Origin of the sequence: Pseudomonas xanthosomatis, from assembly GCF_019139835.1 — a bacterium.
Taxonomy (GTDB): domain Bacteria; phylum Pseudomonadota; class Gammaproteobacteria; order Pseudomonadales; family Pseudomonadaceae; genus Aquipseudomonas; species Aquipseudomonas fakonensis.
The window spans coordinates 5,539,267-5,564,061 of sequence record NZ_CP077075.1 but is presented as its reverse complement, the minus strand read 5'-3'; the positions used below and the strand labels follow the sequence as shown (position 1 = coordinate 5,564,061).

Sequence of the window (24,795 nt, the reverse complement as noted above, 5' to 3'; positions counted from 1 at the left end):
TTCCTCAGAAGCCGTTGGGGGCGCGGGTGTGCCAGTCGGTGACTTGCTGGTAGCGGTGCGCGATGTTGAGCAGGCGGCCTTCCTGGAAATACGGGGCCAGCAGCTGCACGCCCACCGGCAGGCCGTTGACGAAGCCAGCCGGCATCGACAGGCCCGGCAGGCCCGCCAGGTTGGCGGTGATGGTGTAGACGTCTTCAAGATAGGCGGCGACCGGGTCGGCGTTTTTCGAGCCGAGCTTCCAGGCCGGGTTCGGCGTGGTCGGGCCGAGAATCACGTCGACGTCGTTGAACGCGGCCATGAAGTCGTTCTTGATCAGGCGGCGGATCTGCTGCGCCTTGACGTAGTAGGCGTCGTAGTAGCCGGCCGACAGGGCATAGGTGCCGACCATGATGCGCCGCTGCACCTCGGTGCCGAAGCCTTCGCCGCGCGAGCGCTTGTACAGGTCGGTGAGGTCCTTGGGCTGGTCGCAGCGGTGGCCGAAGCGCACGCCGTCGAAACGCGACAGGTTCGAAGAGGCCTCGGCCGGGGCGATCACGTAGTACGCAGGGATGGCGTGCTGCATGTTCGGCAGGCTGATGGGCTTGACCACTGCGCCGAGCTTTTCCAGCTCCTTGACGCTGGCTTGCACCAGCTCTGCGATGCGCGGGTCGAGGCCGGCGCCGAAGTACTCCTTCGGCAGGCCGATGCGCAGACCCTGCAGCGAGCCGTTCAGCGTGGCGCTGTAGTCCGGCACGGGTTCGTCGACGCTGGTCGAGTCGTTTTTATCGAAGCCGGCCATGCCTTGCAGCAACAGTGCGCAGTCTTCGGCGGTGCGCGCCATCGGGCCGCCTTGGTCGAGGCTGGAGGCATAGGCAATCATGCCCCAGCGAGAGACGCGGCCGTAGGTGGGCTTGAGGCCGGTGAGGTTGGTCAGCGCGGCCGGCTGGCGGATCGAGCCGCCGGTGTCGGTGCCGGTGGCCACCGGCAGCAGGCGCGCAGCGACCGCTGCGGCCGAACCGCCCGACGAGCCGCCCGGGACGTGCTCGAGGTTCCATGGGTTCTTCACCGCGCCGTAGTGGCTGGATTCGTTGGCCGAACCCATGGCGAACTCGTCCATGTTGGTCTTGCCCAAGGTGACCATGCCGGCTTCGGCCAGCTTGGCGACGACGGTGGCGTCGTACGGGGCGGTGAAGTTGTCGAGCATCTTCGAGCCGCAGCTGGTGCGCACGCCGTTGGTGCAGAACAGGTCCTTGTGGGCGATGGGTGCGCCCAGCAGCGCGCCGGTTTCGCCGGCGGCGCGGCGCGCATCGGCGGCGCGCGCCTGCTCCAGGGCTTGTTGTTCAGTGACGGTGATGAAGCTGTTGAGCTGCGGGTCGAGCTGCTTGATGCGCGACAGCAGCGCGCCGGTCAGTTCTTCTGATGAGAACGACTTGTCGGCAAGGCCGCGGGCGATCTCGGCGAGAGACAGTTGATGCATGGCGGACGCTTTCCCTTAATCGATGACTTTCGGAACCAGGTACAGACCGTTTTCGGTCGACGGGGCAACGGCCTGGTAGCGGTCGCGCTGGTTGCTTTCGGTGACCTGGTCGGGGCGCAGGCGCTGGGTGGCTTCCAGCGGGTGGGCGAGGGGCTCGATGCCGCTCGTGTCGACCGCTTGCATCTGGTCGACCAGCCCGAGAATGCTGTTCAGGGCGTCGGTAATGCGTGGCAGTTCGCTCTCGACCAGGCCCAGGCGGGCCAGATGAGCGATCTTTTCCACGTCGGAGCGTTCAAGCGCCATGGGGATCTCCAGCAGAAACGAAAAAGCGCAATGGCAGCGCAATTGAGGAACATGACGGGATTCTGGCGGTCAAAGGGCCGCGATCATCGGCTGGCATGCTCGGAAAAACAGCCAATTTAACATATTGGCTCCTTGCCCAAAATCCCTGCCATTGTTAGAGTTTGCCGCACTTTTTTACCCACGCTTTCCCCAGGGTCACTTTCCCATGTTCAAGAAACTGCGTGGCATGTTTTCCAGCGATCTCTCCATCGACCTGGGTACTGCCAACACCCTTATTTACGTGCGTGAGCGCGGTATCGTCCTGAATGAGCCCTCGGTTGTTGCCATCCGTACCCACGGCAACCAGAAAAGCGTCGTCGCTGTCGGTACCGAAGCCAAGCGCATGCTCGGCCGTACGCCGGGCAACATCGCCGCCATTCGTCCGATGAAGGACGGCGTGATCGCCGACTTCAGCGTTTGTGAAAAAATGCTGCAGTACTTCATCAACAAAGTGCACGAAAACAGCTTCCTGCAGCCCAGCCCACGCGTGCTGATCTGCGTGCCGTGCAAATCGACCCAGGTCGAGCGCCGCGCCATCCGTGAATCGGCCCTCGGTGCCGGTGCCCGTGAGGTGTTCCTGATCGAAGAACCAATGGCGGCTGCCATCGGTGCCGGCCTGCCGGTCGAAGAAGCCCGTGGCTCGATGGTCGTCGACATCGGTGGCGGTACCACCGAAATCGCCCTGATCTCGCTCAACGGCGTGGTTTACGCAGAATCCGTACGGGTTGGCGGCGACCGCTTCGACGAAGCCATCGTCACCTACGTGCGCCGCAACTACGGCAGCCTGATCGGCGAATCCACCGCCGAGCGCATCAAGCAGGAAATCGGTACCGCCTACCCGGGCGGCGAAGTGCGCGAAGTCGACGTGCGTGGTCGCAACCTGGCCGAGGGCGTACCACGTGCCTTCACCCTGAACTCCAACGAAGTGCTCGAAGCCCTGCAAGAGTCGCTGGCGACCATCGTCCAGGCAGTCAAGAGCGCCCTTGAGCAGTCGCCGCCGGAGCTGGCTTCGGACATCGCCGAGCGTGGCCTGGTGCTGACCGGTGGTGGCGCCCTGCTGCGTGACCTCGACAAGCTGCTGGCCCAGGAAACCGGCCTGCCGGTGATCGTCGCCGAAGACCCGCTGACCTGCGTCGCCCGCGGCGGTGGCCGTGCGCTGGAGATGATGGACAAGCACGCCATGGACCTGCTCTCCAGCGAGTGATCGCGGCAGCAGTACAGCGCCCCGGTTTACAGGTAGCACGCACAGTGCTACCTGTATGCGCTTGTTCGGCGCCGCTTGCGGCGCCGTTTCCGTCAATTGGCAAGTTCGCCGGTGCAAGGCCCAAGTTCAATGGCACCTTGAACCGTCGTCCACGAGGAACGGCCCATTAAACCGCTTTTCTCCAAAGGCCCTTCGCTGGGTGTCCGCCTGCTGGTGCTGGTAGTGATGTCGGTCGCGCTGATGGTGGTCGACTCGCGCTTTGACCTGCTCAAGCCAGTGCGCAGCCAGATGGGTCTGGTGCTGATGGAATCCTACTGGATCACCGACCTGCCGCAGCGCATGTGGCAGGGCGTGGCCGGCCAGTTCGGCAGCCGCACCGAGCTGATCGCCGAAAACGAAAAACTCAAGACCGAAGCACTGCTGTTGCAGGGCCGGCTGCAGAAGCTGGCCGCCCTGACCGAGCAGAACGTGCGCCTGCGCGAGTTGCTCAACTCTTCGGCGCTGGTCAACGAGAAGGTCGAGGTGGCCGAGCTGATCGGCGTCGACCCCAACCCGTTCACCCACCGCATTTTGATCAACAAGGGCGAGCGCGACGGTGTGTTCCTCGGCCAGCCGGTGCTCGATGCCCGCGGCCTGATGGGGCAGGTGGTCGAGCTGATGCCGTACACCTCGCGGGTATTGCTGCTCACCGACACCACCCACAGCATCCCGGTGCAGGTCAACCGCAACGGCCTGCGCGCCATTGCCAGCGGTACCGGCAACCCGGAGCGCCTGGAGCTGCGCCACGTGGCCGACACCGCCGACATCAAGGAAGGCGACCTTTTGGTCAGCTCCGGCATGGGCCAGCGTTTCCCGGCGGGTTACCCGGTGGCCACGGTCAACGAAGTGATCCACGACTCGGGCCAGCCGTTCGCCATCGTTCGCGCCATCCCGACCGCTTCGCTTAACCGCAGCCGCTACATGCTGCTGGTGTTCAGCGACCGGCGCACCCCGGAAGAGCGCGCCACCGAGGCGGCCATCGCCCAGGAAGAAGCCGACCGCCAGGGCCACGGCCAGGCGCCAGCCAACCCGGCCACGCCGCCGGCCGCCAACGCTACCCAGCCAGCCGCCACACCGGCGCCGGCAGCACATGGCGCTGCACCGGCGACCGCACCAGCCCCGGCAGCGCACGGCAGCACGCCCGCCAGCGCCCCGGCCCAGCCGGCCGCCGCGCCAGCCCAACCCCGGAGACAATAATGGCCAGCACCCGTAGCAGAAACGGCTGGGTCATCTGGCTGACCTTCGCCATCGGCCTGTTGCTCAGCGTCTCGCCCATGCCGCAGTTCATGGAAGTGTTCCGGCCCATGTGGCTGGCCCTGCTGTTGGCTTTCTGGACCCTGGCCGTGCCCGGCAAGGTGGGCATGACCACCGCGTTCGTGCTTGGCCTGGCCGAAGACGTGCTGTACGGCACACTGCTGGGGCAGAACGCGCTCATCCTCACCCTGATCACCTTCCTGGTGCTGTCGTTGCAGCAGCGCCTGCGCATGTTCCCGGTGTGGCAGCAGAGCCTGGTGATTCTGGTGGTCTTCGGCATCGCCCAGCTGATTCAGCTGTGGCTCAGCGCCCTGACCGGCAACCGCCTGCCGACCCTGGCACTGGTGTGGTCGGCAGTGATCAGCGCCTTGCTCTGGCCATGGGTGAGCTTCGCCCTGCGCGGCCTGCGCGTGCGCCTGCACATTCACTGACGCGCCGCCGCTGACAGGGAGACGTCCGCATGACCCAGCTGTACCTTGCCTCCGGCTCGCCGCGCCGTCGTGAACTGCTGACCCAGATCGGCGTACCCTTCACCGTGGTCAGTGCCCCCATCGATGAAACCCCGCTGCCCGGCGAGGCCCCGGCTGCCTATGTAGAGCGCCTGGCCCAGGCCAAGGCGGTGGCCGGTTTCGCCCACACCGACGGCCACGGCGTGGTGTTGGGGGCCGATACCACGGTGGTGCTCGACGACGAGATCCTCGGCAAGCCGGAGGACCGCGAGCACTTTCTGTCGATGCTCGGCGACCTGTCCAAGCGCGAGCACCAGGTGCTCACCGCCGTGGCCCTGACCGACGGCAAGCGCAGCATCAGCCGCTGCGTCAGCACCAAGGTACGTTTTCGCACCATCTCCTTTGAAGAAGCGCTGCGCTACTGGGACAGCGGCGAGCCGCTGGACAAGGCCGGTGGCTATGCCATCCAGGGCCTGGGCGCGGTGTTCGTCACCGGTATCGAAGGCAGTTACTCGGCCGTGGTCGGCCTGCCCCTGAGTGAAACCGCCGAGCTGCTGGAGCAGTTCGCCATTGCCTGCTGGCAACTGCCGGAGGATTTCGCGCAGCCCTAGCCAGCCCCTTGCAAGCGATCCATCATTACCCAAGCCCATAGACGAGAGCCTGCCATGAGTGAAGAGATCCTGATCAACATCACCCCGATGGAATCACGCGTGGCGGTGGTGGAGAACGGCGTCCTGCAGGAAGTGCATGTCGAGCGCACCCAGCGCCGCGGCATCGTCGGCAACATCTACAAGGGCAAGGTGGTGCGGGTGTTGCCGGGCATGCAGGCGGCGTTCGTCGATATCGGCCTTGAGCGCGCAGCGTTCATTCACGCCTCGGAAATTTCCCAGCGCGAAGGCTCGGCGGTCGAGACCATCACCGCCCTGGTGCACGAAGGCCAGGCGCTGGTGGTGCAGGTGACGAAGGACCCGATCGGCACCAAGGGCGCGCGCCTGACCACCCAGCTGTCGATCCCGTCGCGCTACCTGGTGTACATGCCGCGCAGCAGCCACGTCGGTATTTCGCTGAAGATCGAAGAAGAAGCCGAGCGTGACCGCCTCAAGCAGGTGGTGACCGACTGCATGGCCAAAGAGGACATGAAAGACGCCGGCGGCTTCATTTTGCGCACCGCCGCCGAAGGCGCGCGGGCCGAAGACATTCTGCAGGACATTCGCTACCTGCGCAGGCTGTGGGAGCAGATCGGCTCGCAGATCCAGACCTGCGGCGCGCCGACGGTCATCTATGAGGACCTGGGCCTGGCACTGCGCACCCTGCGCGACCTGGTCAACGCCAAGATCGAGAAGATCCGCATCGATTCCCGGGAAACCTTCCAGAAGACCACGCAGTTCGTCGCCGAGCTGATGCCGGAGATCGCCGACCGCCTGGAGCACTACCCCGGCGAACGGCCGATCTTCGACCTGTACGGTGTCGAGGACGAAATTCAGCGCGCTTTGGAGCGCAAGGTGCCGCTCAAGTCTGGTGGTTACCTGGTGGTCGACCCGGCCGAGGCGATGACCACCATCGACGTCAACACCGGGGCCTTCGTCGGCCACCGCAACCTTGAAGAAACCATTTTCAAGACCAACCTCGAGGCGGCCACCGCCATCGCCCGGCAACTGCGCCTGCGCAACATCGGCGGGATCATCATCATCGACTTCATCGACATGGAAGATGAGGAGCACCAGCGCCAGGTGCTGCGCACCCTGGAAAAGCAGCTCGAGCGTGATCACGCCAAGACCAACATCATCGGCATCACCGAGCTGGGCCTGGTGCAGATGACCCGCAAGCGTACTCGCGAAAGCCTCGAGCAGGTGCTGTGCGAGCCCTGCGCGGCATGCCAGGGGCGGGGCAAGCTGAAGACCCCCGAGACCATTTGTTACGAAATTTTCCGCGAGATCCTCCGCGAGGCCCGGGCTTATCAGGCCGAAGGCTACCGGGTGCTGGCCAACCAGAAGGTGGTCGACCGGCTGCTGGACGAAGAGTCGGGCAATGTCGCCGAACTCGAAGCCTTTATCGGGCGAACCATTCGCTTCCAGGTCGAGTCCATGTATTCCCAGGAACAATACGATGTGGTGCTGCTCTGACCCTCGCTGAACGCGGCCTCCCCAGGGACGGGCTGGCAAAGCGCTATTCACCGGCCATAGTTAAGGGACGACTCGGAGGGCCATGGGCATGGAACGTCTGACCCGCGTTCTGGGCGCCCTGACCCGCTGGGGGCTGGCATTCTGTGCCCTGCTTGCGGTGCTGGTGGCGCTGTACGTCAGCCTCGGTCGGCAGCTGGTACCGCTGGTCGCCGAATACCGTGCAGACGTCGAGCTCAAGGCCGAACAGGCCTTGGGCTTGCCCGTGCACGTCGGTGCCCTGGAAGGCCGCTGGAGCGGCCTGGCCCCGGTGCTACGGGTGCGTGACCTGCAGTTGGGCGAGGGCAGCGATGCCTTGCGCCTGGACGACGTGAAACTGGTACCCGACCTGTGGGCCAGCCTCAAGGCCCGCGAGGTGCGCCTGGCGCGCATCCAGCTGGGTGGCCTGCAATTGATCCTGCGCGAAGACGAGCAGGGCGCCTGGGCGCTGGAAGGCTTGCCGCATAAGGATGACAGCCCGCTGGACCCGAGCGAGGCGCTCAAGCGCCTGCGCCAGCTGGGGCGCATCGACCTGTTCGACAGCCAGGTCACCTTGCAGCCCTGGCAGCGCGAGCCACTTACCCTCACCTACGTCAGCCTCGGGCTGCAGGCCGGCGCTGCGCGGCAAAGCCTCGACCTGCGCGCCACGCTGCCCGATGGCCAGCCCCTGGCGGTCAGCCTGCAAAGCCGCGCCAGCGCGAAAAACTGGCGTGATGCCAGCCTGCAGGCTTACCTGAGCCTGCCGCAAAGCGACTGGGCACGCTGGTTGCCGCCGCGCGTGCTGGGCCAGTGGCAGGCCAGCAGCCTGCGTGCCGGCGGCGAGTTCTGGGTCGACTGGCGCAAGGGCCAGCTGCAGCAGGCGGTAGTGCGCCTGAACGCCCCGCAGCTCAAGGGCGCTTATACCGGGCGCAAGGCGGTAACCGTCGACGACCTGGCGCTGAATGCCTGGTTCCAGCGCCGTGGCGATGGTTTTGATGTGGCGGTGGACTCGCTGGCGGCAACCTTGGGCAAGGCCCGCTGGGAGTCGCACCTGCAACTGGCCCAGCGCGCTGGCGACTCGCCTGCCGCGGAGTCCTGGCTGATCCAGGCCGACCGCCTCGAGCTGACTCCGCTGACCCCGCTGATCGATGCCCTGGCGCCGCTGCCGGAAAAGCTGATGACCGTGGTCGATGCACTCAAGGTCACCGGTACCCTGCGCAACGTACGGGCCGAGCTGCGGCCCAATGCCGAGGGTGACCAGCGTGTGCAGTTTGCCGCCAACCTGGACAAGGTCGGCTTCGACGCCTACCACGGCGCACCGGCGGCCGGTAATGTCAGCGGTGCTATCAGTGGCGACCTCGGCAAGGGCGAACTGCGCCTTGATACCAACGACTTCATGCTGCACCTGTACCCGATCTTCGCCAAGCCCTGGCACTACCAGAAGGCCAACGCCCGCCTGACCTGGACCCTAAACCCGCAGGTATTCACCCTGGTGGCGCCGTACATCAAGGTGCTGGGCGAGGAAGGCAAGGTTGCTGCGGACTTCCTGATCCGCCTGCACCTGGAGCCGGGCCACGAAGACTACATGGACCTGCGCGTCGGCATGACCGAAGGCGATGGCCGCTACACCGCCAAGTACCTGCCCGAAGTGCTCAGCCCGGCGCTGGACGAGTGGCTGCGCAGCGCCATCGTCAAGGGCAACGTCGAACAGGGCTACTTCCAGTACCAGGGCTCGCTCAACCACGGCGCACCGCCCCACGCCCGCGACATCAGCCTGTACTTCAAGGTGCATGACGCCGCCCTGGCCTTCCAGCCCGGCTGGCCACAGGTGCAGCAGGTGGACGGCGAGGTGTTCATCGAAGATACCGGCGTGCGCATCAAGGCCAGCCGTGGCCAGTTGCTAGACACCAAGGTCAGCAACGTGAAGGTCGACATCCCTCATGTCGAGGCAGGTGAGCACAGCCACCTGTACCTGGATGCCGATTTCGACGGCAGCCTTGGCGACGGCCTGAAGATTCTCAAGGAAACACCGATCGGCACTGGCGAGATCTTCGCCGGTTGGGAGGGTGAAGGCCCGCTGAACGGCAAGGTCAAGCTGGACGTGCCGCTGGAGCACGGCCAGCGCCCGAAGGTGCTGGTGGACTTCGCCACAGAAGGCGCCACGCTCAAGATCGCCCCGCCGACCCTGGAGCTCAGCCAGCTCAAGGGGGATTTCAGTTTCGACCTCGACAAGGGCCTGAGCGCCAAGGCAGTCACCCTGCAGGCGTTCGGCAAGCCGGTCAGCGCGCAGATTGCCGCCGAGGGCAAGGGGCAAATCCAGACCCGTATCAACGCCAGCGGCCAGGTAGGGGTCAAGGCGCTCACCGATTGGCTGCAGGTGCAGCAGGCGCTACCGGTGTCTGGCGATATCCCGTACCAGTTGCAGGTGACCCTGGGCGGGCAGGACAACCGGCTTAGCGTCAATTCGTCGCTCAAAGGCGTGGCCATCGACCTGCCGGCGCCGTTCGGCAAGGCTGCGGCAGATACTCGCGACAGCCGTTTCAGCCTCACCCTGCAAGGCGCCGAGCGGCGGATTGACGCCAGCTACGCCGACCTTGCCCGTTTCGCTTACGCAGCACCTGCCGAAAAGCTCGGCCAGGGCCGTGGCGAACTGGTGCTGGGCACTGACCCTGCGGTGCCGCCCAGCGGCCAGGGCCTGCGCGTGCGCGGGCGCCTCGATGCTCTGGACCTTGCGCCCTGGCAGGAGCAGGCAGCGCGCCTGGCCGGCAACGACCCCGGCGGCAGCGCCCGGCAGAACCTGCAAAGCGTCGACCTGAGCATCGGCCAGCTCAAGGCTTTCGGCATCGACCTCAACCAGGCGGTGGTGCGCCTGGCACGTGGCGGCCCGGCCTGGGACCTGCGCCTGGACAGCAAAGAGGTGATCGGCAATGCGCGCATCCCCGATGCCAAGGGCGCGCCCATGGCGATCCGCCTGCAGACCCTGCGCCTGCCAGCGGCCGACCCCGCGCAGCCGCAGGACGACAACGCCCCCGACCCGCTGGCCGGCTTCGACCCGCGCAAGGTGCCGCCGCTGGACCTGAGCATCGACAAGCTGTACCGCGGCGACGACCTGTTCGGCAGCGCTTCGCTGAAGCTGCGCCAGAATGCGCGCGGTCTGGCGCTGGACGATATCGACCTGGACCTCAAAGGCCTGCGCATCGACGGCAGCGGCGGCTGGGAAGGCCTGCCGGGCAGCACCTCGAGCTGGTACAAGGGCCGCGTGGACGGCAAGAACCTGGGCGACGTGCTCAAGGCCTGGGGCTTTGCACCCACCGTCACCAGCCGGGATTTCCGCATGGACGTGGACGGCCGCTGGCCGGGTTCGCCGGCCTGGGTCAGCCTCAACCGCTTCTCCGGCAGCCTGGACGCCGCACTGCGCTCTGGCCAGTTCGTCGAAGTGGAGGGCAGCGCCCAGGCCCTGCGGGTGTTTGGCCTGCTCAACTTCAACTCGATCGGCCGGCGCCTGCGCCTGGACTTCAGCGACCTGTTCAGCAAGGGCCTGGCCTACGACCGGGTCAAGGGCCTGCTGGTGGCCAGCGAAGGGGTGTACGTGACCCGCGAGCCGATCAGCGTCACCGGGCCGTCGAGCAACTTCGAACTGGAAGGCACCCTGGACTTCGTGCGCGACCGCATCGACGCCAACCTGCAGGTGAGCCTGCCGGTGACCAACAACCTGCCGCTGGCGGCGCTGATCGTCGGTGCGCCGGCGGTGGGCGGGGCGCTGTTTTTGGTTGACCGCCTGATCGGCGACCGTGTGTCGCGCTTTGCCAGCGTGCACTATCGGGTCGAAGGGCCGGTCAAAGAGCCTAAGATCACCTTTGTGAAACCGTTCGACAAATAAGGGGTGGCAATGAAGGCAGCAGTGATCCAGATGGTCAGCCAGGACGATGTGCTGGCCAACCTGCAGCGTGCAGGCGCCCTGCTTGAGCAGGCTGCCGCGGACGGTGCGCGGCTGGCGGTGCTGCCGGAGAACTTCGCCGCCATGGGCCGGCGTGACGCCGCTGCCATTGGCCGCGCCGAGGCGCTGGGCGAAGGGCCGATCCTGCCCTGGTTGAAACGCACCGCCCGCGACCTCAAGTTATGGATAGTGGCCGGCACCTTGCCGTTGCCGCCGGTCGGCCAACCCGATGCCAAGGCGCATGCCTGCTCGTTGCTGATCGACGAGCACGGCGAAATCGCCGCCCGTTACGACAAGCTGCACCTGTTCGATGTGGACGTGGCCGACAACCGTGGCCGCTACCGTGAGTCGGACGACTACGCCCATGGCGGCCAGGTGGTGGTGGCTGACACCCCGGTCGGGCGCGTGGGCCTGACGGTATGCTACGACCTGCGCTTCCCCGAGCTGTACAGCGCCTTGCGCGCCGCCGGGGCCGAACTCATTACTGTGCCGGCGGCGTTCACTGCAGTAACCGGGGCCGCGCACTGGGAAGTGCTGATTCGTGCGCGGGCCATCGAGACACAATGCTACATGCTGGCGGCCGCCCAGGGCGGCCTGCACCCAGGCCCGCGGGAAACCCACGGGCAGGCAGCGATCATCGACCCCTGGGGGCGGATCGTTGCACAACAGGCGCGCGGCGAGGCGGTACTGCTGGCCACCCGCGACCCTGAAGAACAGGCGTCCATCCGGGCGCGCATGCCGGTGCTGAGCCACCGGCGCTTTTTCTCGCAGGACGCCTTGCGGCCTGCTCAGACCTCGGAGTGACTATGAGCCAGATGTTAACCACCGTCAGCGAGCAGCTTCTGGCCCCCGGCGGCCTGGGGCTGGAAAGCCTGCAGGCTGTGCTGGGCGAGCTGGCCGGCCCCGGTATCGACGCTGCCGACCTGTACTTCCAGGGCCAGGTTTCGGAAACCTGGGCGCTGGAGGACGGCATCGTCAAGGAAGGCAGTTTCAACCTCGACCAGGGCGTGGGCGTGCGTGCCCAGTCTGGTGAGAAGACTGGCTTCGCCTACAGCAACGCAATCAACCTCGAGGCCCTGACCTCGGCGGCGCGCGCTGCCCGTTCGATTTCCCGTGCCGGGCAGAATGGCAAGGTGCAGGCGTTTCGCAGCCAGGAAGTGACCGCGCTGTATGGCCAGGACAACCCGCTGGACGTGCTGACCCGTGCCGAAAAAGTCGAGCTGCTCAAGCGCGTCGACGCCGCCACCCGTGCCCTCGACCCGCGCATCCAGCAGGTCAGCGTGAGCATGGCCGGGGTTTGGGAGCGCATTCTGGTGGCGGCCGCCGACGGCAGCCTGGCCGCCGATGTGCGCCCGCTGGTGCGCTTCAACGTGAGTGTGATCGTCGAGCAGAACGGCCGCCGCGAGCGCGGCGGGCAGGGCGGTGGCGGGCGTACCGACTACCGCTACTTCACCGAAGAGCGGGTGATGGGCTATGCCCGCGAGGCGCTGCGCCAGGCGCTGGTCAACCTCGAGGCAATTCCGGCGCCGGCCGGCACGCTGCCGGTGGTGCTCGGTTCGGGTTGGTCCGGGGTGCTGCTGCACGAGGCGGTCGGCCATGGCCTTGAAGGTGACTTCAACCGCAAGGGCAGCTCGGCCTTCAGCGGCCGCATCGGCGAGCAGGTAGCCTCGAAGTTGTGCACCATCGTCGACGACGGCACCCTCGAAGGCCGTCGCGGTTCGCTCAGCGTCGATGACGAGGGCACGCCCACCGAGTGCACCACGCTGATCGAGAACGGCATTCTCAAGGGCTACATGCAGGACAAGCTCAACGCACGGCTGATGGGCATGGCCGTGACCGGTAATGGCCGGCGTGAATCCTACGCGCACCTGCCGATGCCACGCATGACCAACACCTACATGCGCGCCGGCGACAGCGACCCGCAAGAAATCATCGCTTCGGTGAAGAAGGGCATCTACTGCGCGAATCTGGGCGGCGGCCAGGTGGACATCACCAGCGGCAAGTTCGTGTTCTCCACCAGTGAGGCCTACCTGATCGAGGACGGCAAGATCACCGCGCCGGTCAAGGGCGCAACGTTGATCGGCAACGGGCCGGAGGCGATGAGCCGGGTGTCGATGGTCGGCAACGACCTGGCGCTGGACAGCGGTGTGGGCACCTGCGGCAAGGATGGGCAGTCGGTACCGGTGGGGGTGGGCCAGCCGACCTTGAAGCTGGATGCGATCACCGTCGGCGGTACCGGCGCTTGATCAACGATCGCGGGGCAAGCCCGCTTCCACGTGTGCCTGCAAGGGCTGCGTGGGAGCGGGCTTGCCCCGCGATGGCCTTAACGCAACCCGCGCTGGGTTTCGTCGAGGTCGCGGATGTACTTGAACACCTTGCGCGCAGCGGCAGGCGGTTTGTTGCGCGCCTTTTCGTGCTGGGCATGGCGGATCAGCGAGCGCAGGTGCTGGCGGTCGGTGTCGGGGAACTCGTTGACGAAGCGTTCGAGGTCCTCGTCGTTACCGTCGATCAGGCGGTCGCGCCAGCGCTCCAGGCCGTGGAAGCGTTCGTTGTACTGGCGGGTCGAGCTGTCGACCTGCTCGAGCACGGCATGAATGCCGTCCAGGTCTTGCACGCGCATCAGCTTGCCGACGAACGACATGTGGCGTTTGCGGGCGCCATGGGCGGTGTGCTTGCTGGCTTCTTCCAGCGCCTTGCGCAGCTCGTCGGTGAGCGGCAGGCGGGCCAGGGTTTCGGCCTTGAGCGTGGTCAGGCGTTCGCCGAGTTCGACCAGCGCATGCAGCTCGCGCTTGATCTGGGTTTTGCTTTTTTCGCCATCGAAGGCGTCGTCGTAAGAATCAACCATGGGGGCAGCTCGCAGGAAATCGCCGCCATGATAACCAGTCGGGGGCCGCTTGTCCGGCCCGGTCGTAGAATGACCCAAGCCGTACGCAGAATTTTCAGTGGAGAGAACCATGAGTGCAGTCCAGAGCGTAGGCCCCAAGGACCTGCCGGCGTTGCAGGAACAGGTCGAAGCGATCGTCGCCGAGGCGCGCCGCCAGGGGGCCAGTGCCTGCGAAGTGGCGGTGTCGCTGGAGCAGGGCCTGTCCACCACGGTGCGCCAGCGCGAAGTCGAGACCGTCGAGTTCAACCGCGACCAGGGTTTTGGCATCACCCTCTACGTTGGCCAGCGCAAGGGCTCGGCGAGCACCTCGGCCAGCGGCCCTGAGGCCATCCGTGAAACCGTCGCGGCGGCGCTGGCCATTGCCAAGCACACTTCCGAAGACGAATGCTCGGGCCTGGCCGATGCGGCGCTGATGGCCCGCGAATTCCCTGACCTCGACCTGTACCACGACTGGGACATCGAGCCGGAGAAGGCCATCGAGATGGCGCTGGCTTGCGAGGCGGCGGCGTTCGACGCCGACAAGCGCATTCTCAACGCCGACGGCACCAGCCTCAACACCCACCAGGGCGTGCGGGTATACGGCAACAGCCACGGCTTCATCGGCGGCTACGCCTCGACCCGCCACAGCCTGAGTTGCGTGATGATCGCCGAGGGCGACGGGCAGATGCAGCGCGACTACTGGTATGACGTCAACCGCCAGGGCGAGCTGCTGGCCGACCCGCGCAGCATCGGCCAGCGCGCCGCGCAACGTGCCGCAAGCCGCCTGGGCGCACGCCCGGTGCCTACCTGCGAGGTGCCGGTGCTGTTCAGCGCCGAGTTGGCCGGTGGCTTGTTCGGCAGCTTCCTGGGGGCGATTTCCGGCGGCAACCTGTACCGCAAGTCGTCGTTCCTCGAAGGCAGCCTCGGCCAGCGCCTGTTCCCCAGCTGGCTGACCCTCGACGAGCGCCCGCACATCCCGCGCGCGCTGGGCAGTGCGGCGTTCGACGGCGATGGCCTGGCCACCTACGCCAAACCGTTCGTCGACAAGGGCGAGCTGGTTTCGTACATCCTCGGCACCTATTCGGGGCGCAAGCTGAAGCTGCCAAGCACGGCCAACGCCGGCGGTGTGCACAACCTGTTCGTCACCCATGGCGTTGAAGACCAGGCGGCGCTGATCCGCCGCATGGGCCGCGGCCTGCTGGTGACCGAGCTGATGGGCCACGGCCTGAACATGGTGACCGGCGATTATTCGCGCGGTGCGGCAGGCTTCTGGGTGGAGAATGGTGAAATCCAGCACGCGGTGCAGGAAGTGACCATTGCCGGCAACATGAAGGACATGTTCCAGCAGATCGTCGCCATTGGCAGCGATATCGAGACGCGCAGCAACATCCACAGTGGCTCGGTGCTGATCGAGCGCATGACGATTGCCGGTAGCTGATACAGCGTCTTCTTGTGGGAGCGGGCTTGCCCCGCGATCGGTCTTCGGATCATCGCGGGGCAAGCCCGCTCCCACGCCCCCGTAATTTCCTTGAAATTGACCCGGCCATCGCGCCGGTTTTTTTGTTTGTCGCTCAGCACTTGAAGTGATTATGTTTATCACTTAATAATGAATATCATTATCCAGTAACCCGGCCAATGACGTTCATGAAATCCGTCCTCCACGAACTGCCCTACCTGGAAAACTGGCGCTGGCTCAGCCGGCGCATCCGTTGTGCCCTCGAACCTGACGAGCCGCGCCTGATCGAGCACTACCTGGCCGAAGGCCGTTATCTGGTGTGCTGCACCGAAACCTCGCCATGGACGGTGGCCCTGACCTCATTCCGCCTGCTGCTGGATACCGCCTGCGACCGCATGTTGCCCTGGCACTGGCGCTGCCTGTGCCTGGACCAGGCCTGGCGCCCGCTGCTCGACCTGCGCAACCTCGACCGCCGCGAACAAAACCTGCGCTGGCAACCCTATGCCATGCAGCTCGCCAACTGCGTGCTGCTGCCGTCGATTTCTCCCGATGAACTGATGCAAGGATTCGAAGATGAGTGATACCCGTATCGAGCGTGACAGCATGGGCGAACTGCAGGTGCCGGCCCAGGCCCTGTACGGTGCCCAGACCCAGCGCGCGGTCGACAACTTCCCGGTCAGCGGCAAGCCGATGCCGGCCCAGTTCATTCGCGCGCTGCTGCTGGCCAAGGCCGCGGCGGCCAAGGCCAACGTCGAGCTTTCGCAACTGAGCGCAGGGCAGGGCGAGGCCATCGTCAAGGCGGTGGAGCAACTGCTGGGCGAAGATTTCATCCAACACTTCCCGGTGGATGTGTTCCAGACCGGCTCCGGCACCAGTTCGAACATGAACGCCAACGAGGTGATCGCCACCCTGGCCAGCCGCGTGCTGGGCGAACCGGTCAATGCCAACGACCACGTCAACTGTGGCCAGAGCAGCAACGACATCATCCCCACTACCATCCATGTCAGCGCTGCCCTGGCCCTGCACGAGCAACTGCTGCCGGCCCTGCGCCACCTCACCCAGGTGATCGATGCCAAGGCGCTCGAGGTGCACAAGCACGTCAAGACCGGCCGTACCCACCTGATGGACGCCATGCCGGTGCGCATGAGCCAGGTGCTCGGTGGCTGGTCGGCGCAGGTCAAGGGCGCCCAGGCGCACATCGAAGCCACCCTGCCGGCGCTGCAAGCCCTGGCCCAGGGCGGCACCGCGGTGGGCACCGGCATCAACGCCCACCCGCAGTTCGCGGCCGGCTTTGCCCGCCAGCTCAGCGGCCTGACCCGGGTCGAGTTCACCCAAGGTGACAACCTGTTCGCCCTGATCGGCTCCCAGGACACCGCCGTGGCGCTGTCTGGCCAGCTCAAGACCGCCGCCGTGGCACTGATGAAAATCGCCAACGACCTGCGCTGGATGAACTCCGGCCCCCTGGCGGGCCTGGGCGAGATCGAGCTGCAGGGCCTGCAGCCGGGCTCCTCGATCATGCCGGGCAAGGTCAACCCGGTAATCCCGGAGGCCACCGCCATGGTGGCCGCGCAAGTTATCGGCAACGACGCCACCATCGCCGTGGCCGGCCAGTCGGGCAACTTCGAGCTGAACGTGATGCTGCCGGTGATCGCCCGCAACCTGCTGGAGAGCATCGAGCTGATGGCCAACGTCAGCCGCCTGCTGGCCGACAAGGCCATTGCCACGTTCAAGGTCAACGAGGGCAAACTCAAGGAAGCGCTGTCGCGCAACCCGATCCTGGTCACCGCGCTGAACCCGATCATCGGCTACCTGAAAGCCGCCGAAATCGCCAAGACCGCCTACAAGCAGGGCCGGCCGATCATCGACGTGGCGCTGGAGCACACCGACCTGTCCCGCGACCAGCTCGAAGCCCTGCTCGACCCGGAAAAACTCACCGCCGGCGGCATCTGAGCCGAGGCCGCCCAGGAGGCACGTCATGCAGCACTTCAGACGCACCACGCAAAACGCCAACTGCCTGTTCGAACAGGGCGAGCTGGTCGATGCCCGGGAACACTACCTGCAAGCGCTGGCCCTGGCCCAGGTGCTGTTCGAGCGCTGGCATGACGTTGACGAAGCGGTGGCCGCTCTGGTCATCGCCCACCACAACCTGGCCGACCTGCACCTGCGCCTGAACCAGCCCCACGAAAGCGCCGACTACCTGTGCGCGGCGCATGAGCGCCTGCTGCAGGCAGCCGGCGAGGCGCGGCTGGCCCAGGCCTTGCGCGATGCCGCGCTGCGGCACAGCTCGCGCACCTATACCGAACTGCTGAATTTCATCGCCGAGTACGGCCAGTACCCGCGCACCGCGCGCCTGCTCAACCGCCAGACGCCCGCTGCCAGTGAACTGGTTGCTCAGACGGACAACAACGACCGCACCCCAGCCTACGGAATCCACTGACATGCCCCATACCTTGCCTGCATTGCCCTACGCCTACGATGCCCTGGAACCGCACATCGATACCGCGACCATGGAGATTCACCACACCAAGCACCACCAAACCTACGTCAATGGCCTGAACGCGGCCATCGAGGGCACCGAGTGGGCCGACTGGCCGGTGGAAAAGCTGGTGGGTGCGGTGAAGACGCTGCCTGAGAACCTGCGTGGCGCGGTGACCAACCACGGCGGTGGTCACGCCAACCACAGCCTGTTCTGGACCATCATGTCGCCCAAGGGCGGCGGCCAGCCGCAGGGTGAGGTAGCCAAGGCCATCGACGCGCAGCTGGGTGGTTTCGAGGCGTTCAAGGAGGCCTTCACCAAGGCCGCGCTGACCCGCTTCGGCAGCGGTTGGGCCTGGCTCAGCGTCACTTCGCAGAAAACCCTGGTGGTCGAAAGTAGCGGCAACCAGGACAGCCCGCTGATGCATGGCAACACGCCGATCCTCGGCCTGGATGTGTGGGAGCACGCCTACTACCTGAAGTACCAGAACCGTCGCCCGGAATACATCGGCGCCTTCTACAACGTGGTTGACTGGGCCGAAGTGCAACGTCGCTACCTTGAAGCCTTGAAGTGAGCCGACCGGTATGCGCTCGGCCGTGATGTCTGTCAGCAGTGTGCGCCTGTTCCGCCTGGCGCTGGGGACCTTGCTTTTGCTGGTCGGCAGTGCCTTGCTGGTGGCCCGGGGTATTGCCTGGCTCGACCTCGAGCCGCGCATGCTGCGCGCCCTCGAGGGCGGCGCCTTGTGTGCGCTGGGCACGGCGTTGGGCGCGGTACCGGTGCTGGTGATCCGCAACATGCCGGTGGCGCTGGCTGACACCCTGCTGGGCTTCGGTGCCGGGGTGATGCTGGCGGCCACCGCGTTTTCCCTGATCATCCCGGGGCTTGATGCTGCGCAGTCCATCGGTTTCAGCCCCTGGGGCGCCGGTGGGCTGATCAGCAGCGGTTTGCTGGTCGGCGCGCTGTGCCTGTTTTTGATCGACCTGAAGGTGTCCGGCGCATCGCCCGAGGCGTTGGTGGGCACGGCCCAGCAACCGGTGATCGCCGCGCGGATCTGGCTGTTCGTCATTGCCATCGTCGCCCACAACATCCCTGAAGGCATGGCCATCGGGGTGTCTGCCGGTGGCGGCATGCCCGACGCCGACAGCCTGGCCATGGGCATTGCCCTGCAGGATGTGCCCGAGGGCCTGGTGATTGCGCTGGTGCTGGCGGGGGCGGGCATGCCGCGCTTCAAGGCGTTCCTGATCGGCGCTGCGTCCGGGCTGGTGGAGCCGCTGGCAGCGGTGGTCTGCGCGTGGCTGGTGAACATCGCCGAGCTGCTGTTGCCGCTGGGCTTGGCCTGCGCGGCGGGCGCCATGCTGCTGGTGGTCACCCAGGAAATCATCCCCGAGTCACGCAGCAACGGGCATCACCGTCTGGCCAGCCTGGGGTTGTGCGTGGGGTTCTGCCTGATGATGGTGATGGATACGGCGATGTCGTAAGCGCTGGGGGGCTTGCCAGCAACTGTCTTGCCTGTACCGGCCTCATCGCCGGCTTGCCGGCTCCTACAGGACCGCGTGGGCGTGAAGGTTGTGCGCCCCTTTTAGGAAGCCGGCAAGCCGGCGATGAGGCCGGTACAGGCAGCGGTGATATCCGTCGCAGGGCAGGCCCGCTCCCACGAGATTCAGCCAGGCGAGAAGGCGCTCACTCGCCTTCGTCGAAGAAGTTCTCGATCAGTTCGACCAACGCCTGCATGGCCTCGCCATCCTGCTCGCCCTCGGTGAGCAGGTGCACCGGGGTGCCTTTGCCGGCGGCGAGCATCATCACCGCCATGATGCTCTTGCCGTCCACCAGCTTGTCCGGTGCGCGGCCGACCCGCACCTGGCAGGGGAAGCGCCCGGCCACGCCGACGAATTTGGCGGCCGCGCGGGCGTGCAGGCCCAGCTTGTTGATGATGGTGATTTCGCGGGCGGGCATCGTGGGGCGGATCCTGTGGGCTAGAGGTCGCGGTGGCGGACCTGGACGTTTTTCAGGGCGGGTTGGAGCAACTGGCCGAGCCGTTCGGTGATGTACACCGAGCGGTGGTGGCCGCCGGTGCAGCCGATGGCGATGGTGACATAGGCGCGGTTGCTGGCTGCAAAGCGCGGCAGCCACTTGAGCAGGTAGCTCGAAATATCGTTGAACATCTCTTCGACGTCGGGCTGGGCGGCCAGGTAGTCGATCACCGGCTGTTCGAGGCCCGAATGGTCGCGAAGTTCCGGCTTCCAGTAGGGGTTGGGCAGGCAGCGCACATCGAACACCAGGTCGGCGTCCACCGGCATGCCACGCTTGAAGCCGAACGACTCGACCAGAAACGCCGTGCCGGGTTCGGGCTGGTTCAGCAGGCGCAGCTTGATCGAGTCGCGCAGTTGGTAGAGGTTGAGGCTTGTGGTGTCGATCTTGAGGTCGGCAAGGTCGGCGATGGGGCCCAGCAGCTCGCTTTCGACGCGGATGGCCTCGGCCAGCGAGCGGCTCTGGTTGGTCAGCGGGTGGCGGCGGCGGGTTTCGGAAAAGCGCTTGAGCAGGGTGTCTTCGTCAGCGTCCAGGTACAGCACGTCACACTGGATATGCCGGGCGCGTGCTTCTTCCAGCAGTTCGGGGAAGCGTGACAGGTGGCTGGGCAGGTTGCGCGCATCGATCGATACCGCAACCTTGGGCTGCAGCAGCTCGGTATTGATCAGCGCGTTCTCCGCCAACTGCGGCAACAACCCGGCGGGCAGGTTGTCGATGCAGTAGAAACCGTTGTCTTCCAGCACGTCCAGGGCGGTGCTCTTGCCGGAGCCGGAGCGGCCGCTGACGATGATCAGGCGCATGGTCAGTGCTCGTTCTGTACGTCCAGGACAACCTGGAACAGGGCCTCGCTGCTGTCGGCGGCGCGCAGGCGATCGCGGACCTCCTTGCGATCGAGCATGCTGGCGATCTGGCGCAGCAGTTCAAGGTGGGCATCGGTGGCTGCTTCCGGGACCAGCAGGACGAACAGCAGGTCAACCGGGGCGCCATCGATGGCGTCGTAATCGATGGGGGCGTCCAGGTGCAGCAGCGCGCTTACCGGTGCGGTGCAGCCTTCGAGCCGGCAGTGGGGGATGGCGATGCCATTGCCAAAGCCGGTGGAGCCCAGTTTTTCGCGAGCGATGAGCTTGTCGAAGACGTCTTGCATCTCCAGCTCGGGTACTTGCTCGGCGATCAGGTTGGCGACCTTTTCCAGGGCGCGCTTTTTACTGCCACCCGGCACGTTCACGAGGGAACGGCCGGGGGTCAGGATGGTTTCAAGTCGGATCATGGATGAGGGGATCAGCGGGCGGCTGCGCCTTGCAGCAGGCTTTGCTGTTTTTCCTTGTGTTTTTTCAGTTGGCGGTCGAGCTTGTCAGCCAGGGCATCGATCGCGGCATACATGTCGGTGTGTTCGGCGTTGGCGACCACTTCGCCGCCGGGGATCTGGAGGGTTGCTTCAACCTTCTGCTGCAGCTTTTCGACTTTCATGATCACCGTTGCATTGGTGATCTTGTCGAAATGCCCTTCCACGCGGGCGAGTTTCTCGAGCACGTAATCGCGCAGTGGTTGGGTAACTTCTACATGCTGGCCACTGATGTTGACTTGCATACAGCTTCTCCTTTGTTGCCCGTGCATAAAGAGGCAGGTGTTGCACCTGCCACTGAAACGCTGTGGCACATCCCGGGGCTACATCAGTCGCTTGCGCTCGCTTGACGGGGCAATCCCCAGCGACTCGCGGTACTTGGCGACGGTGCGACGGGCTACCTGGATGCCTTGTGCCTCCAGTAAACCAGCGATCTTGCTGTCACTCAATGGCTTTTTTTGGTTTTCCGCGGCGACCAGTTTTTTGATGATCGCGCGGATCGCCGTGGACGAGCATTCGCCGCCTTCGGCTGTGCTGACGTGGCTGGAGAAAAAGTATTTCAGTTCGTAGATGCCGCGCGGTGTGTGCATGTATTTCTGCGTGGTAACCCGCGAGATGGTCGACTCGTGCATGCCCACCGCCTCGGCGATGTCGTGCAGCACCAACGGCTTCATCGCCTCGTCGCCGTGGTCGAGGAAGCCGCGCTGGTGCTCGACGATCTGCGTGGCCACCTTCATCAGCGTCTCGTTGCGGCTTTGCAGGCTCTTGATGAACCAGCGCGCCTCCTGCAACTGGTTGCGCATGAAGGTGTTGTCGGCGCTGGTGTCGGCGCGGCGCACGAAGCCTGCGTATTGCGGGTTGACCCGTAGCCGCGGGATGGCTTCCTGGTTGAGCTCCACCAGCCAGCGGTCGCTGTCCTTGCGCACGATCACATCCGGCACCACGTATTCGGGCTCGCTGGACTCGATCTGCGAGCCTGGGCGCGGGTTGAGCGTCTGCACCAGTTCGATGACCTGGCGCAGCTCGTCTTCCTTGAGCTTCATGCGCCGCATCAGCTGGCTGTAGTCACGGCTGCCGAGCAGGTCGATGTAGTCGGTGACCAGGCGCTGGGCCTCGGCCATCCACGGTGTGCTGGCCGGCAGCTGGCGCAGTTGCAGCAGCAGGCATTCGCCCAGCGAGCGGGCGCCGATACCGGCCGGTTCGAACTGCTGGATGCGGTGCAGCACCGCTTCGACTTCATCCAGCTCGATGTCGAGCTCGGGGTCGAAGCCTGCGCAGATTTCTTCGAGGGTGTCTTCGAGGTAGCCCTGGCCGTTGATGCTGTCGATCAGGGTGACAGCGATCAGGCGGTCGGTGTCGGACATCGGCGCCAGGTTCAACTGCCACAGCAAGTGGCTTTGCAGGCTTTCGCCGACCGAGGTGCGGGTGGTGAAGTCCCACTCGTCGTCATCGTTGCTGGGCAGGCTGCTGGCGCTGGTCTGGTAGATGTCTTCCCAGGCAGTGTCGACCGGCAGTTCGTTGGGGATGCGTTCGGCCCACTCGCCGTCTTCGAGTTGCTCGCTGTTGTTGCTGGCGGCTTCCTGGAAGCTGGTGTCCTGAACTTCGGCGACCGGCTTGTTCTCGGCGTTGTCCGCCATCGGGTCGCTGTTGTCGAAATCTTCGCCGTCTTCCTGACGTTCGAGCATCGGGTTCGACTCCAGCGCTTCCTGGATTTCCTGCTGGAGGTCCAGGGTGGAGAGCTGGAGCAGACGGATGGCCTGTTGCAACTGCGGGGTCATCGTCAGTTGCTGGCCCATTTTTAGGACGAGCGATGGTTTCATGGCTGGGGCTTAATACCTTGTTCGCCGGCGCGCATGCGCCATCCACTACATGTAGGGCGCTTGGGCGCCGACTTTAAGCAAGTTATATGCCTGAAAATGCAGCGTTTGCCTAGAGCACTGTAACACTTAAGCCTGCGATGGCTTGGTGCGCCAGTGCTCCGGGCAGGCCCTGATCAGAGGCGGAACTCGTGACCCAGGTAGACTTCCTTGACCAACTGGTTGGCCAGGATGGTCTCGGCATCGCCTTCGGCGATCAGCTGGCCGTCGTTGACGATGTAAGCGGTCTCGCAGATATCCAGGGTTTCGCGAACGTTGTGGTCGGTGATCAGTACGCCGATGCCCTTGTTCTTGAGGTGGTGGATGATCTGTTTGATGTCGCCCACGGAAATCGGGTCGACACCGGCAAAAGGTTCGTCCAGCAGGATGAACTTGGGTGCGGTGGCCAGGGCGCGGGCGATCTCGACACGGCGTCGTTCACCACCGGACAGGCTCATGCCGAGGTTGTCGCGGATGTGGCTGATGTGGAACTCCTGCAGCAGGCTTTCCAGCTCCTTGCGCCGGCCTTCGCGGTCGAGGTCCTTGCGGGTCTCGAGGATGGCCATGATGTTGTCGGCCACCGACAGCTTGCGGAAGATCGAGGCTTCTTGCGGCAGGTAGCCGATGCCTGCCTGGGCGCGGCCGTGCATGGGCTGGTGGCTGACGTCATGGCTGTCGATCAGTACGCGGCCCTGGTCGGCCTGGACCAGGCCGACGATCATGTAGAAGCAGGTGGTCTTGCCGGCGCCGTTGGGGCCGAGCAGGCCGACGATCTGGCCGCTGTCGATGGACAGGCTGACGTCGCGGACGACTTGCCGGCCCTTGTAGCTCTTGGCCAGATGCTGGGCTTTGAGGGTTGCCATTTACTCGGCCTTTTTCTTCGGTTGAATGACCATGTCGATGCGCTGACGTGGTGCAGTCACGTTGCCGCCGCGACCGGCGGTGGCGACTTGAGTCTTGGTGTTGTAGACGATCTTCTCGCCTTCGGTGGTGTTGCCTTCGTTCTCCACCTTGGCGCGGTCGGTGAGCACCACCAGGTCTTTTTGCGCCTGGTACTGGATGGTCACGGCCCAGCCTTTCATCTTGTCCGCCTTGGCGGCGCTCTGCTGCTGCTCGAAGTAGGCCAGTTTGCCCACCGAGGTGACCACGTCGATGTCGCCGTTGGCCGAGCGGGTCATGGTCACGGTGTTGCCTTTGATCATCATCGAGCCCTGGGTGATGATCACATCGCCGGTGTAGGTGGCCACACCTTGCTTGTCATCCAGGTGGGCGTTGTCCGCCTGGATGCGGATCGGCTGGTCACGGTCGTTCGGCAGGGCGAAGGCGCTCGCGCTTCCCAGTGCAACGCCCAGGCTGAGCAGAAGGGGGATGGTTTTAACGAGCCTCATACTGTCCTCTTACGTTAGAGAGCAGGTCCATCCTGCCTTCTTTCAAATACGCTTTCATTCCTTTACCCGTAGTCGTGCCACCGGCGCCGTCGATTCTAACGGCTTGCTCGGTCTGCGCATATTCCTTCTGCGGGAACACGGTCATGCGGGTGGTGGTGATGATGGTTTCACGCTTCTTTTCATCGGTGCGCGCCACGCGCACGGCGTCGATCAGCTCGACCTCGGTGCCGTCCGGGTTGACCTCGGCGGTTTTGCTCTGCACGTGCCACGGGAACTGGGTGCCGCGGTACAGGTGCAGGTCGGGCGTGGTCACCAGGGTGATTTCGCTGGCTTTCATGTGCTCGACCTTGTCGGCGGTCATCTCGTACTGCAGCTGGCCTTCAGGTGTGTACTGCACGCTGTGGGCGTTGATCGCGTAGTAGTCGATAGCGCTCTCGTCGACCTGCGCGGCCGGTTTGTCGAGGAAGCTTTCGGGGCTGACGTTCCAGTATCCGACCGCCACCAGTACGGCGGCGATGGCGCCGAGTACGGCGAAGTTCTTGACCTTCTTGCTGAGCATGGGCGGCC

25 protein-coding genes are annotated in these 24,795 nt (G+C 65.1%); 14 read left to right on the top strand and 11 right to left on the bottom strand.

Going from position 1 to position 24,795, the window contains the following annotated elements; genetic code table 11:
* Nucleotides 1–4: 4 nt before the first annotated feature.
* Complete coding sequence (gene gatA, locus KSS93_RS24585) at nucleotides 5–1,456, bottom strand: Asp-tRNA(Asn)/Glu-tRNA(Gln) amidotransferase subunit GatA (protein ID WP_217886362.1); 1,452 nt, start codon at nucleotides 1,454–1,456, stop codon at nucleotides 5–7.
* A gap of 15 nt (nucleotides 1,457–1,471) precedes the next feature.
* A complete protein-coding gene (gene gatC, locus KSS93_RS24580) occupies nucleotides 1,472–1,759 on the bottom strand; it encodes an Asp-tRNA(Asn)/Glu-tRNA(Gln) amidotransferase subunit GatC (RefSeq protein ID WP_217886361.1) in 288 nt (95 codons plus the stop codon).
* Between the two features lie 205 nt (nucleotides 1,760–1,964).
* Here gatC and mreB point away from each other — a divergent pair, with 205 nt between their 5' ends.
* From mreB to tldD, 8 genes are all read left to right on the top strand, one after another.
* Entirely contained in the window at nucleotides 1,965–3,002 is a 1,038-nt protein-coding gene (mreB, locus tag KSS93_RS24575) for a rod shape-determining protein MreB (RefSeq protein WP_003255163.1), read from the top strand.
* 165 nt (nucleotides 3,003–3,167) lie between these two features.
* A complete protein-coding gene (gene mreC, locus KSS93_RS24570) occupies nucleotides 3,168–4,238 on the top strand; it encodes a rod shape-determining protein MreC (RefSeq protein WP_217888799.1) in 1,071 nt (356 codons plus the stop codon).
* Complete coding sequence (gene mreD, locus KSS93_RS24565; RefSeq protein ID WP_217840171.1) at nucleotides 4,238–4,726, top strand: rod shape-determining protein MreD; 489 nt, start codon at nucleotides 4,238–4,240, stop codon at nucleotides 4,724–4,726. The genes mreC and mreD overlap by 1 nt, the downstream gene beginning before the upstream one ends.
* A gap of 29 nt (nucleotides 4,727–4,755) precedes the next feature.
* Nucleotides 4,756–5,355 carry a Maf family protein gene (locus KSS93_RS24560; RefSeq protein WP_217886360.1) on the top strand — a complete coding sequence of 200 codons (600 nt, stop codon included), beginning with the start codon at nucleotides 4,756–4,758 and terminating at the stop codon, nucleotides 5,353–5,355.
* Nucleotides 5,356–5,409: 54 nt separating this feature from the next.
* Entirely contained in the window at nucleotides 5,410–6,867 is a 1,458-nt protein-coding gene (gene rng, locus KSS93_RS24555) for a ribonuclease G (RefSeq protein WP_217886359.1), read from the top strand.
* A gap of 82 nt (nucleotides 6,868–6,949) precedes the next feature.
* Complete coding sequence (locus tag KSS93_RS24550) at nucleotides 6,950–10,762, top strand: YhdP family protein (RefSeq protein ID WP_217886358.1); 3,813 nt, start codon at nucleotides 6,950–6,952, stop codon at nucleotides 10,760–10,762.
* 9 nt (nucleotides 10,763–10,771) lie between these two features.
* A complete protein-coding gene (locus KSS93_RS24545; protein WP_217886357.1) occupies nucleotides 10,772–11,623 on the top strand; it encodes a carbon-nitrogen hydrolase family protein in 852 nt (283 codons plus the stop codon).
* Nucleotides 11,624–11,625: 2 nt separating this feature from the next.
* Nucleotides 11,626–13,065, top strand: coding sequence for a metalloprotease TldD (gene tldD / locus KSS93_RS24540; protein ID WP_217840166.1), 1,440 nt, complete (start codon nucleotides 11,626–11,628; stop codon nucleotides 13,063–13,065).
* Nucleotides 13,066–13,142: 77 nt separating this feature from the next.
* Here tldD and yjgA read toward each other — a convergent pair whose 3' ends face one another.
* Nucleotides 13,143–13,664 (bottom strand): ribosome biogenesis factor YjgA, encoded by a 522-nt coding sequence (gene yjgA, locus KSS93_RS24535; protein ID WP_217886356.1) that lies wholly within the window; start codon nucleotides 13,662–13,664, stop codon nucleotides 13,143–13,145.
* A 109-nt stretch (nucleotides 13,665–13,773) separates the two neighbouring features.
* Between yjgA and pmbA the strand changes: the two genes are divergently transcribed.
* From pmbA to KSS93_RS24505, 6 genes are all read left to right on the top strand, one after another.
* Complete coding sequence (gene pmbA, locus KSS93_RS24530) at nucleotides 13,774–15,120, top strand: metalloprotease PmbA (RefSeq protein ID WP_217886355.1); 1,347 nt, start codon at nucleotides 13,774–13,776, stop codon at nucleotides 15,118–15,120.
* A 197-nt stretch (nucleotides 15,121–15,317) separates the two neighbouring features.
* Nucleotides 15,318–15,719: a FagA protein gene (locus tag KSS93_RS24525; protein ID WP_217840163.1), complete on the top strand. Its 402-nt coding sequence runs from the start codon at nucleotides 15,318–15,320 to the stop codon at nucleotides 15,717–15,719.
* The gene (gene fumC / locus KSS93_RS24520; protein WP_217886354.1) at nucleotides 15,712–17,088 is read left to right on the top strand and encodes a class II fumarate hydratase FumC; all 1,377 of its coding nucleotides are present in this window, start codon (nucleotides 15,712–15,714) and stop codon (nucleotides 17,086–17,088) included. The genes KSS93_RS24525 and fumC overlap by 8 nt, the downstream gene beginning before the upstream one ends.
* Before the next feature lie 25 nt (nucleotides 17,089–17,113).
* The gene (locus tag KSS93_RS24515; protein ID WP_217886353.1) at nucleotides 17,114–17,575 is read left to right on the top strand and encodes a DUF2753 family protein; all 462 of its coding nucleotides are present in this window, start codon (nucleotides 17,114–17,116) and stop codon (nucleotides 17,573–17,575) included.
* A 1-nt stretch (nucleotide 17,576) separates the two neighbouring features.
* Complete coding sequence (locus KSS93_RS24510; RefSeq protein ID WP_217886352.1) at nucleotides 17,577–18,188, top strand: superoxide dismutase; 612 nt, start codon at nucleotides 17,577–17,579, stop codon at nucleotides 18,186–18,188.
* 10 nt (nucleotides 18,189–18,198) lie between these two features.
* The gene (locus tag KSS93_RS24505) at nucleotides 18,199–19,092 is read left to right on the top strand and encodes a ZIP family metal transporter (protein ID WP_217886351.1); all 894 of its coding nucleotides are present in this window, start codon (nucleotides 18,199–18,201) and stop codon (nucleotides 19,090–19,092) included.
* 202 nt (nucleotides 19,093–19,294) lie between these two features.
* Here the strand turns inward: KSS93_RS24505 and KSS93_RS24500 are convergent, their stop codons facing one another.
* The 8 genes from KSS93_RS24500 to lptC all read right to left on the bottom strand — a co-directional run bounded on the left by KSS93_RS24500 (nucleotide 19,295) and on the right by lptC (nucleotide 24,787).
* Nucleotides 19,295–19,567, bottom strand: coding sequence for an HPr family phosphocarrier protein (locus tag KSS93_RS24500; RefSeq protein ID WP_217886350.1), 273 nt, complete (start codon nucleotides 19,565–19,567; stop codon nucleotides 19,295–19,297).
* A gap of 20 nt (nucleotides 19,568–19,587) precedes the next feature.
* On the bottom strand, nucleotides 19,588–20,442 hold the full coding sequence (rapZ, locus tag KSS93_RS24495) for an RNase adapter RapZ (protein WP_217886349.1): 855 nt from the start codon (nucleotides 20,440–20,442) through the stop codon (nucleotides 19,588–19,590).
* Between the two features lie 2 nt (nucleotides 20,443–20,444).
* Entirely contained in the window at nucleotides 20,445–20,909 is a 465-nt protein-coding gene (ptsN, locus tag KSS93_RS24490) for a PTS IIA-like nitrogen regulatory protein PtsN (RefSeq protein ID WP_217840156.1), read from the bottom strand.
* Between the two features lie 11 nt (nucleotides 20,910–20,920).
* The gene (hpf, locus tag KSS93_RS24485; RefSeq protein WP_217840155.1) at nucleotides 20,921–21,229 is read right to left on the bottom strand and encodes a ribosome hibernation-promoting factor, HPF/YfiA family; all 309 of its coding nucleotides are present in this window, start codon (nucleotides 21,227–21,229) and stop codon (nucleotides 20,921–20,923) included.
* Between the two features lie 78 nt (nucleotides 21,230–21,307).
* Nucleotides 21,308–22,804: an RNA polymerase factor sigma-54 gene (locus KSS93_RS24480; protein ID WP_217886348.1), complete on the bottom strand. Its 1,497-nt coding sequence runs from the start codon at nucleotides 22,802–22,804 to the stop codon at nucleotides 21,308–21,310.
* Nucleotides 22,805–22,977: 173 nt separating this feature from the next.
* Nucleotides 22,978–23,703 (bottom strand): LPS export ABC transporter ATP-binding protein, encoded by a 726-nt coding sequence (gene lptB / locus KSS93_RS24475; RefSeq protein WP_217840153.1) that lies wholly within the window; start codon nucleotides 23,701–23,703, stop codon nucleotides 22,978–22,980.
* The gene (lptA, locus tag KSS93_RS24470; RefSeq protein WP_217886347.1) at nucleotides 23,704–24,228 is read right to left on the bottom strand and encodes a lipopolysaccharide transport periplasmic protein LptA; all 525 of its coding nucleotides are present in this window, start codon (nucleotides 24,226–24,228) and stop codon (nucleotides 23,704–23,706) included.
* Nucleotides 24,215–24,787, bottom strand: a complete 573-nt coding sequence (gene lptC / locus KSS93_RS24465) for an LPS export ABC transporter periplasmic protein LptC (protein ID WP_217886346.1) — start codon at nucleotides 24,785–24,787, stop codon at nucleotides 24,215–24,217. The genes lptA and lptC overlap by 14 nt, the downstream gene beginning before the upstream one ends.
* Nucleotides 24,788–24,795: the final 8 nt, after the last annotated feature.

What these genes read in the sequence shown, in the direction of transcription:
- KSS93_RS24505 (WP_217886351.1), top strand. Translation starts at nt 18,199, where the DNA reads ATGCGCTCGGCCGTGATGTCTGTCAGCAGTGTGCGCCTGTTCCGCCTG.
- lptA (WP_217886347.1), bottom strand. Translation starts at nt 24,228, where the DNA reads ATGAGGCTCGTTAAAACCATCCCCCTTCTGCTCAGCCTGGGCGTTGCA.
- rng (WP_217886359.1), top strand. Translation starts at nt 5,410, where the DNA reads ATGAGTGAAGAGATCCTGATCAACATCACCCCGATGGAATCACGCGTG.
- lptB (WP_217840153.1), bottom strand. Translation starts at nt 23,703, where the DNA reads ATGGCAACCCTCAAAGCCCAGCATCTGGCCAAGAGCTACAAGGGCCGG.
- gatA (WP_217886362.1), bottom strand. Translation starts at nt 1,456, where the DNA reads ATGCATCAACTGTCTCTCGCCGAGATCGCCCGCGGCCTTGCCGACAAG.
- lptC (WP_217886346.1), bottom strand. Translation starts at nt 24,787, where the DNA reads ATGCTCAGCAAGAAGGTCAAGAACTTCGCCGTACTCGGCGCCATCGCC.
- KSS93_RS24500 (WP_217886350.1), bottom strand. Translation starts at nt 19,567, where the DNA reads ATGCCCGCCCGCGAAATCACCATCATCAACAAGCTGGGCCTGCACGCC.
- KSS93_RS24545 (WP_217886357.1), top strand. Translation starts at nt 10,772, where the DNA reads ATGAAGGCAGCAGTGATCCAGATGGTCAGCCAGGACGATGTGCTGGCC.
- KSS93_RS24480 (WP_217886348.1), bottom strand. Translation starts at nt 22,804, where the DNA reads ATGAAACCATCGCTCGTCCTAAAAATGGGCCAGCAACTGACGATGACC.
- pmbA (WP_217886355.1), top strand. Translation starts at nt 13,774, where the DNA reads ATGAGTGCAGTCCAGAGCGTAGGCCCCAAGGACCTGCCGGCGTTGCAG.
- KSS93_RS24550 (WP_217886358.1), top strand. Translation starts at nt 6,950, where the DNA reads ATGGGCATGGAACGTCTGACCCGCGTTCTGGGCGCCCTGACCCGCTGG.
- ptsN (WP_217840156.1), bottom strand. Translation starts at nt 20,909, where the DNA reads ATGATCCGACTTGAAACCATCCTGACCCCCGGCCGTTCCCTCGTGAAC.
- hpf (WP_217840155.1), bottom strand. Translation starts at nt 21,229, where the DNA reads ATGCAAGTCAACATCAGTGGCCAGCATGTAGAAGTTACCCAACCACTG.
- KSS93_RS24525 (WP_217840163.1), top strand. Translation starts at nt 15,318, where the DNA reads ATGACGTTCATGAAATCCGTCCTCCACGAACTGCCCTACCTGGAAAAC.
- gatC (WP_217886361.1), bottom strand. Translation starts at nt 1,759, where the DNA reads ATGGCGCTTGAACGCTCCGACGTGGAAAAGATCGCTCATCTGGCCCGC.
- tldD (WP_217840166.1), top strand. Translation starts at nt 11,626, where the DNA reads ATGAGCCAGATGTTAACCACCGTCAGCGAGCAGCTTCTGGCCCCCGGC.
- KSS93_RS24510 (WP_217886352.1), top strand. Translation starts at nt 17,577, where the DNA reads ATGCCCCATACCTTGCCTGCATTGCCCTACGCCTACGATGCCCTGGAA.
- yjgA (WP_217886356.1), bottom strand. Translation starts at nt 13,664, where the DNA reads ATGGTTGATTCTTACGACGACGCCTTCGATGGCGAAAAAAGCAAAACC.
- KSS93_RS24560 (WP_217886360.1), top strand. Translation starts at nt 4,756, where the DNA reads ATGACCCAGCTGTACCTTGCCTCCGGCTCGCCGCGCCGTCGTGAACTG.
- mreB (WP_003255163.1), top strand. Translation starts at nt 1,965, where the DNA reads ATGTTCAAGAAACTGCGTGGCATGTTTTCCAGCGATCTCTCCATCGAC.
- mreD (WP_217840171.1), top strand. Translation starts at nt 4,238, where the DNA reads ATGGCCAGCACCCGTAGCAGAAACGGCTGGGTCATCTGGCTGACCTTC.
- rapZ (WP_217886349.1), bottom strand. Translation starts at nt 20,442, where the DNA reads ATGCGCCTGATCATCGTCAGCGGCCGCTCCGGCTCCGGCAAGAGCACC.
- fumC (WP_217886354.1), top strand. Translation starts at nt 15,712, where the DNA reads ATGAGTGATACCCGTATCGAGCGTGACAGCATGGGCGAACTGCAGGTG.
- KSS93_RS24515 (WP_217886353.1), top strand. Translation starts at nt 17,114, where the DNA reads ATGCAGCACTTCAGACGCACCACGCAAAACGCCAACTGCCTGTTCGAA.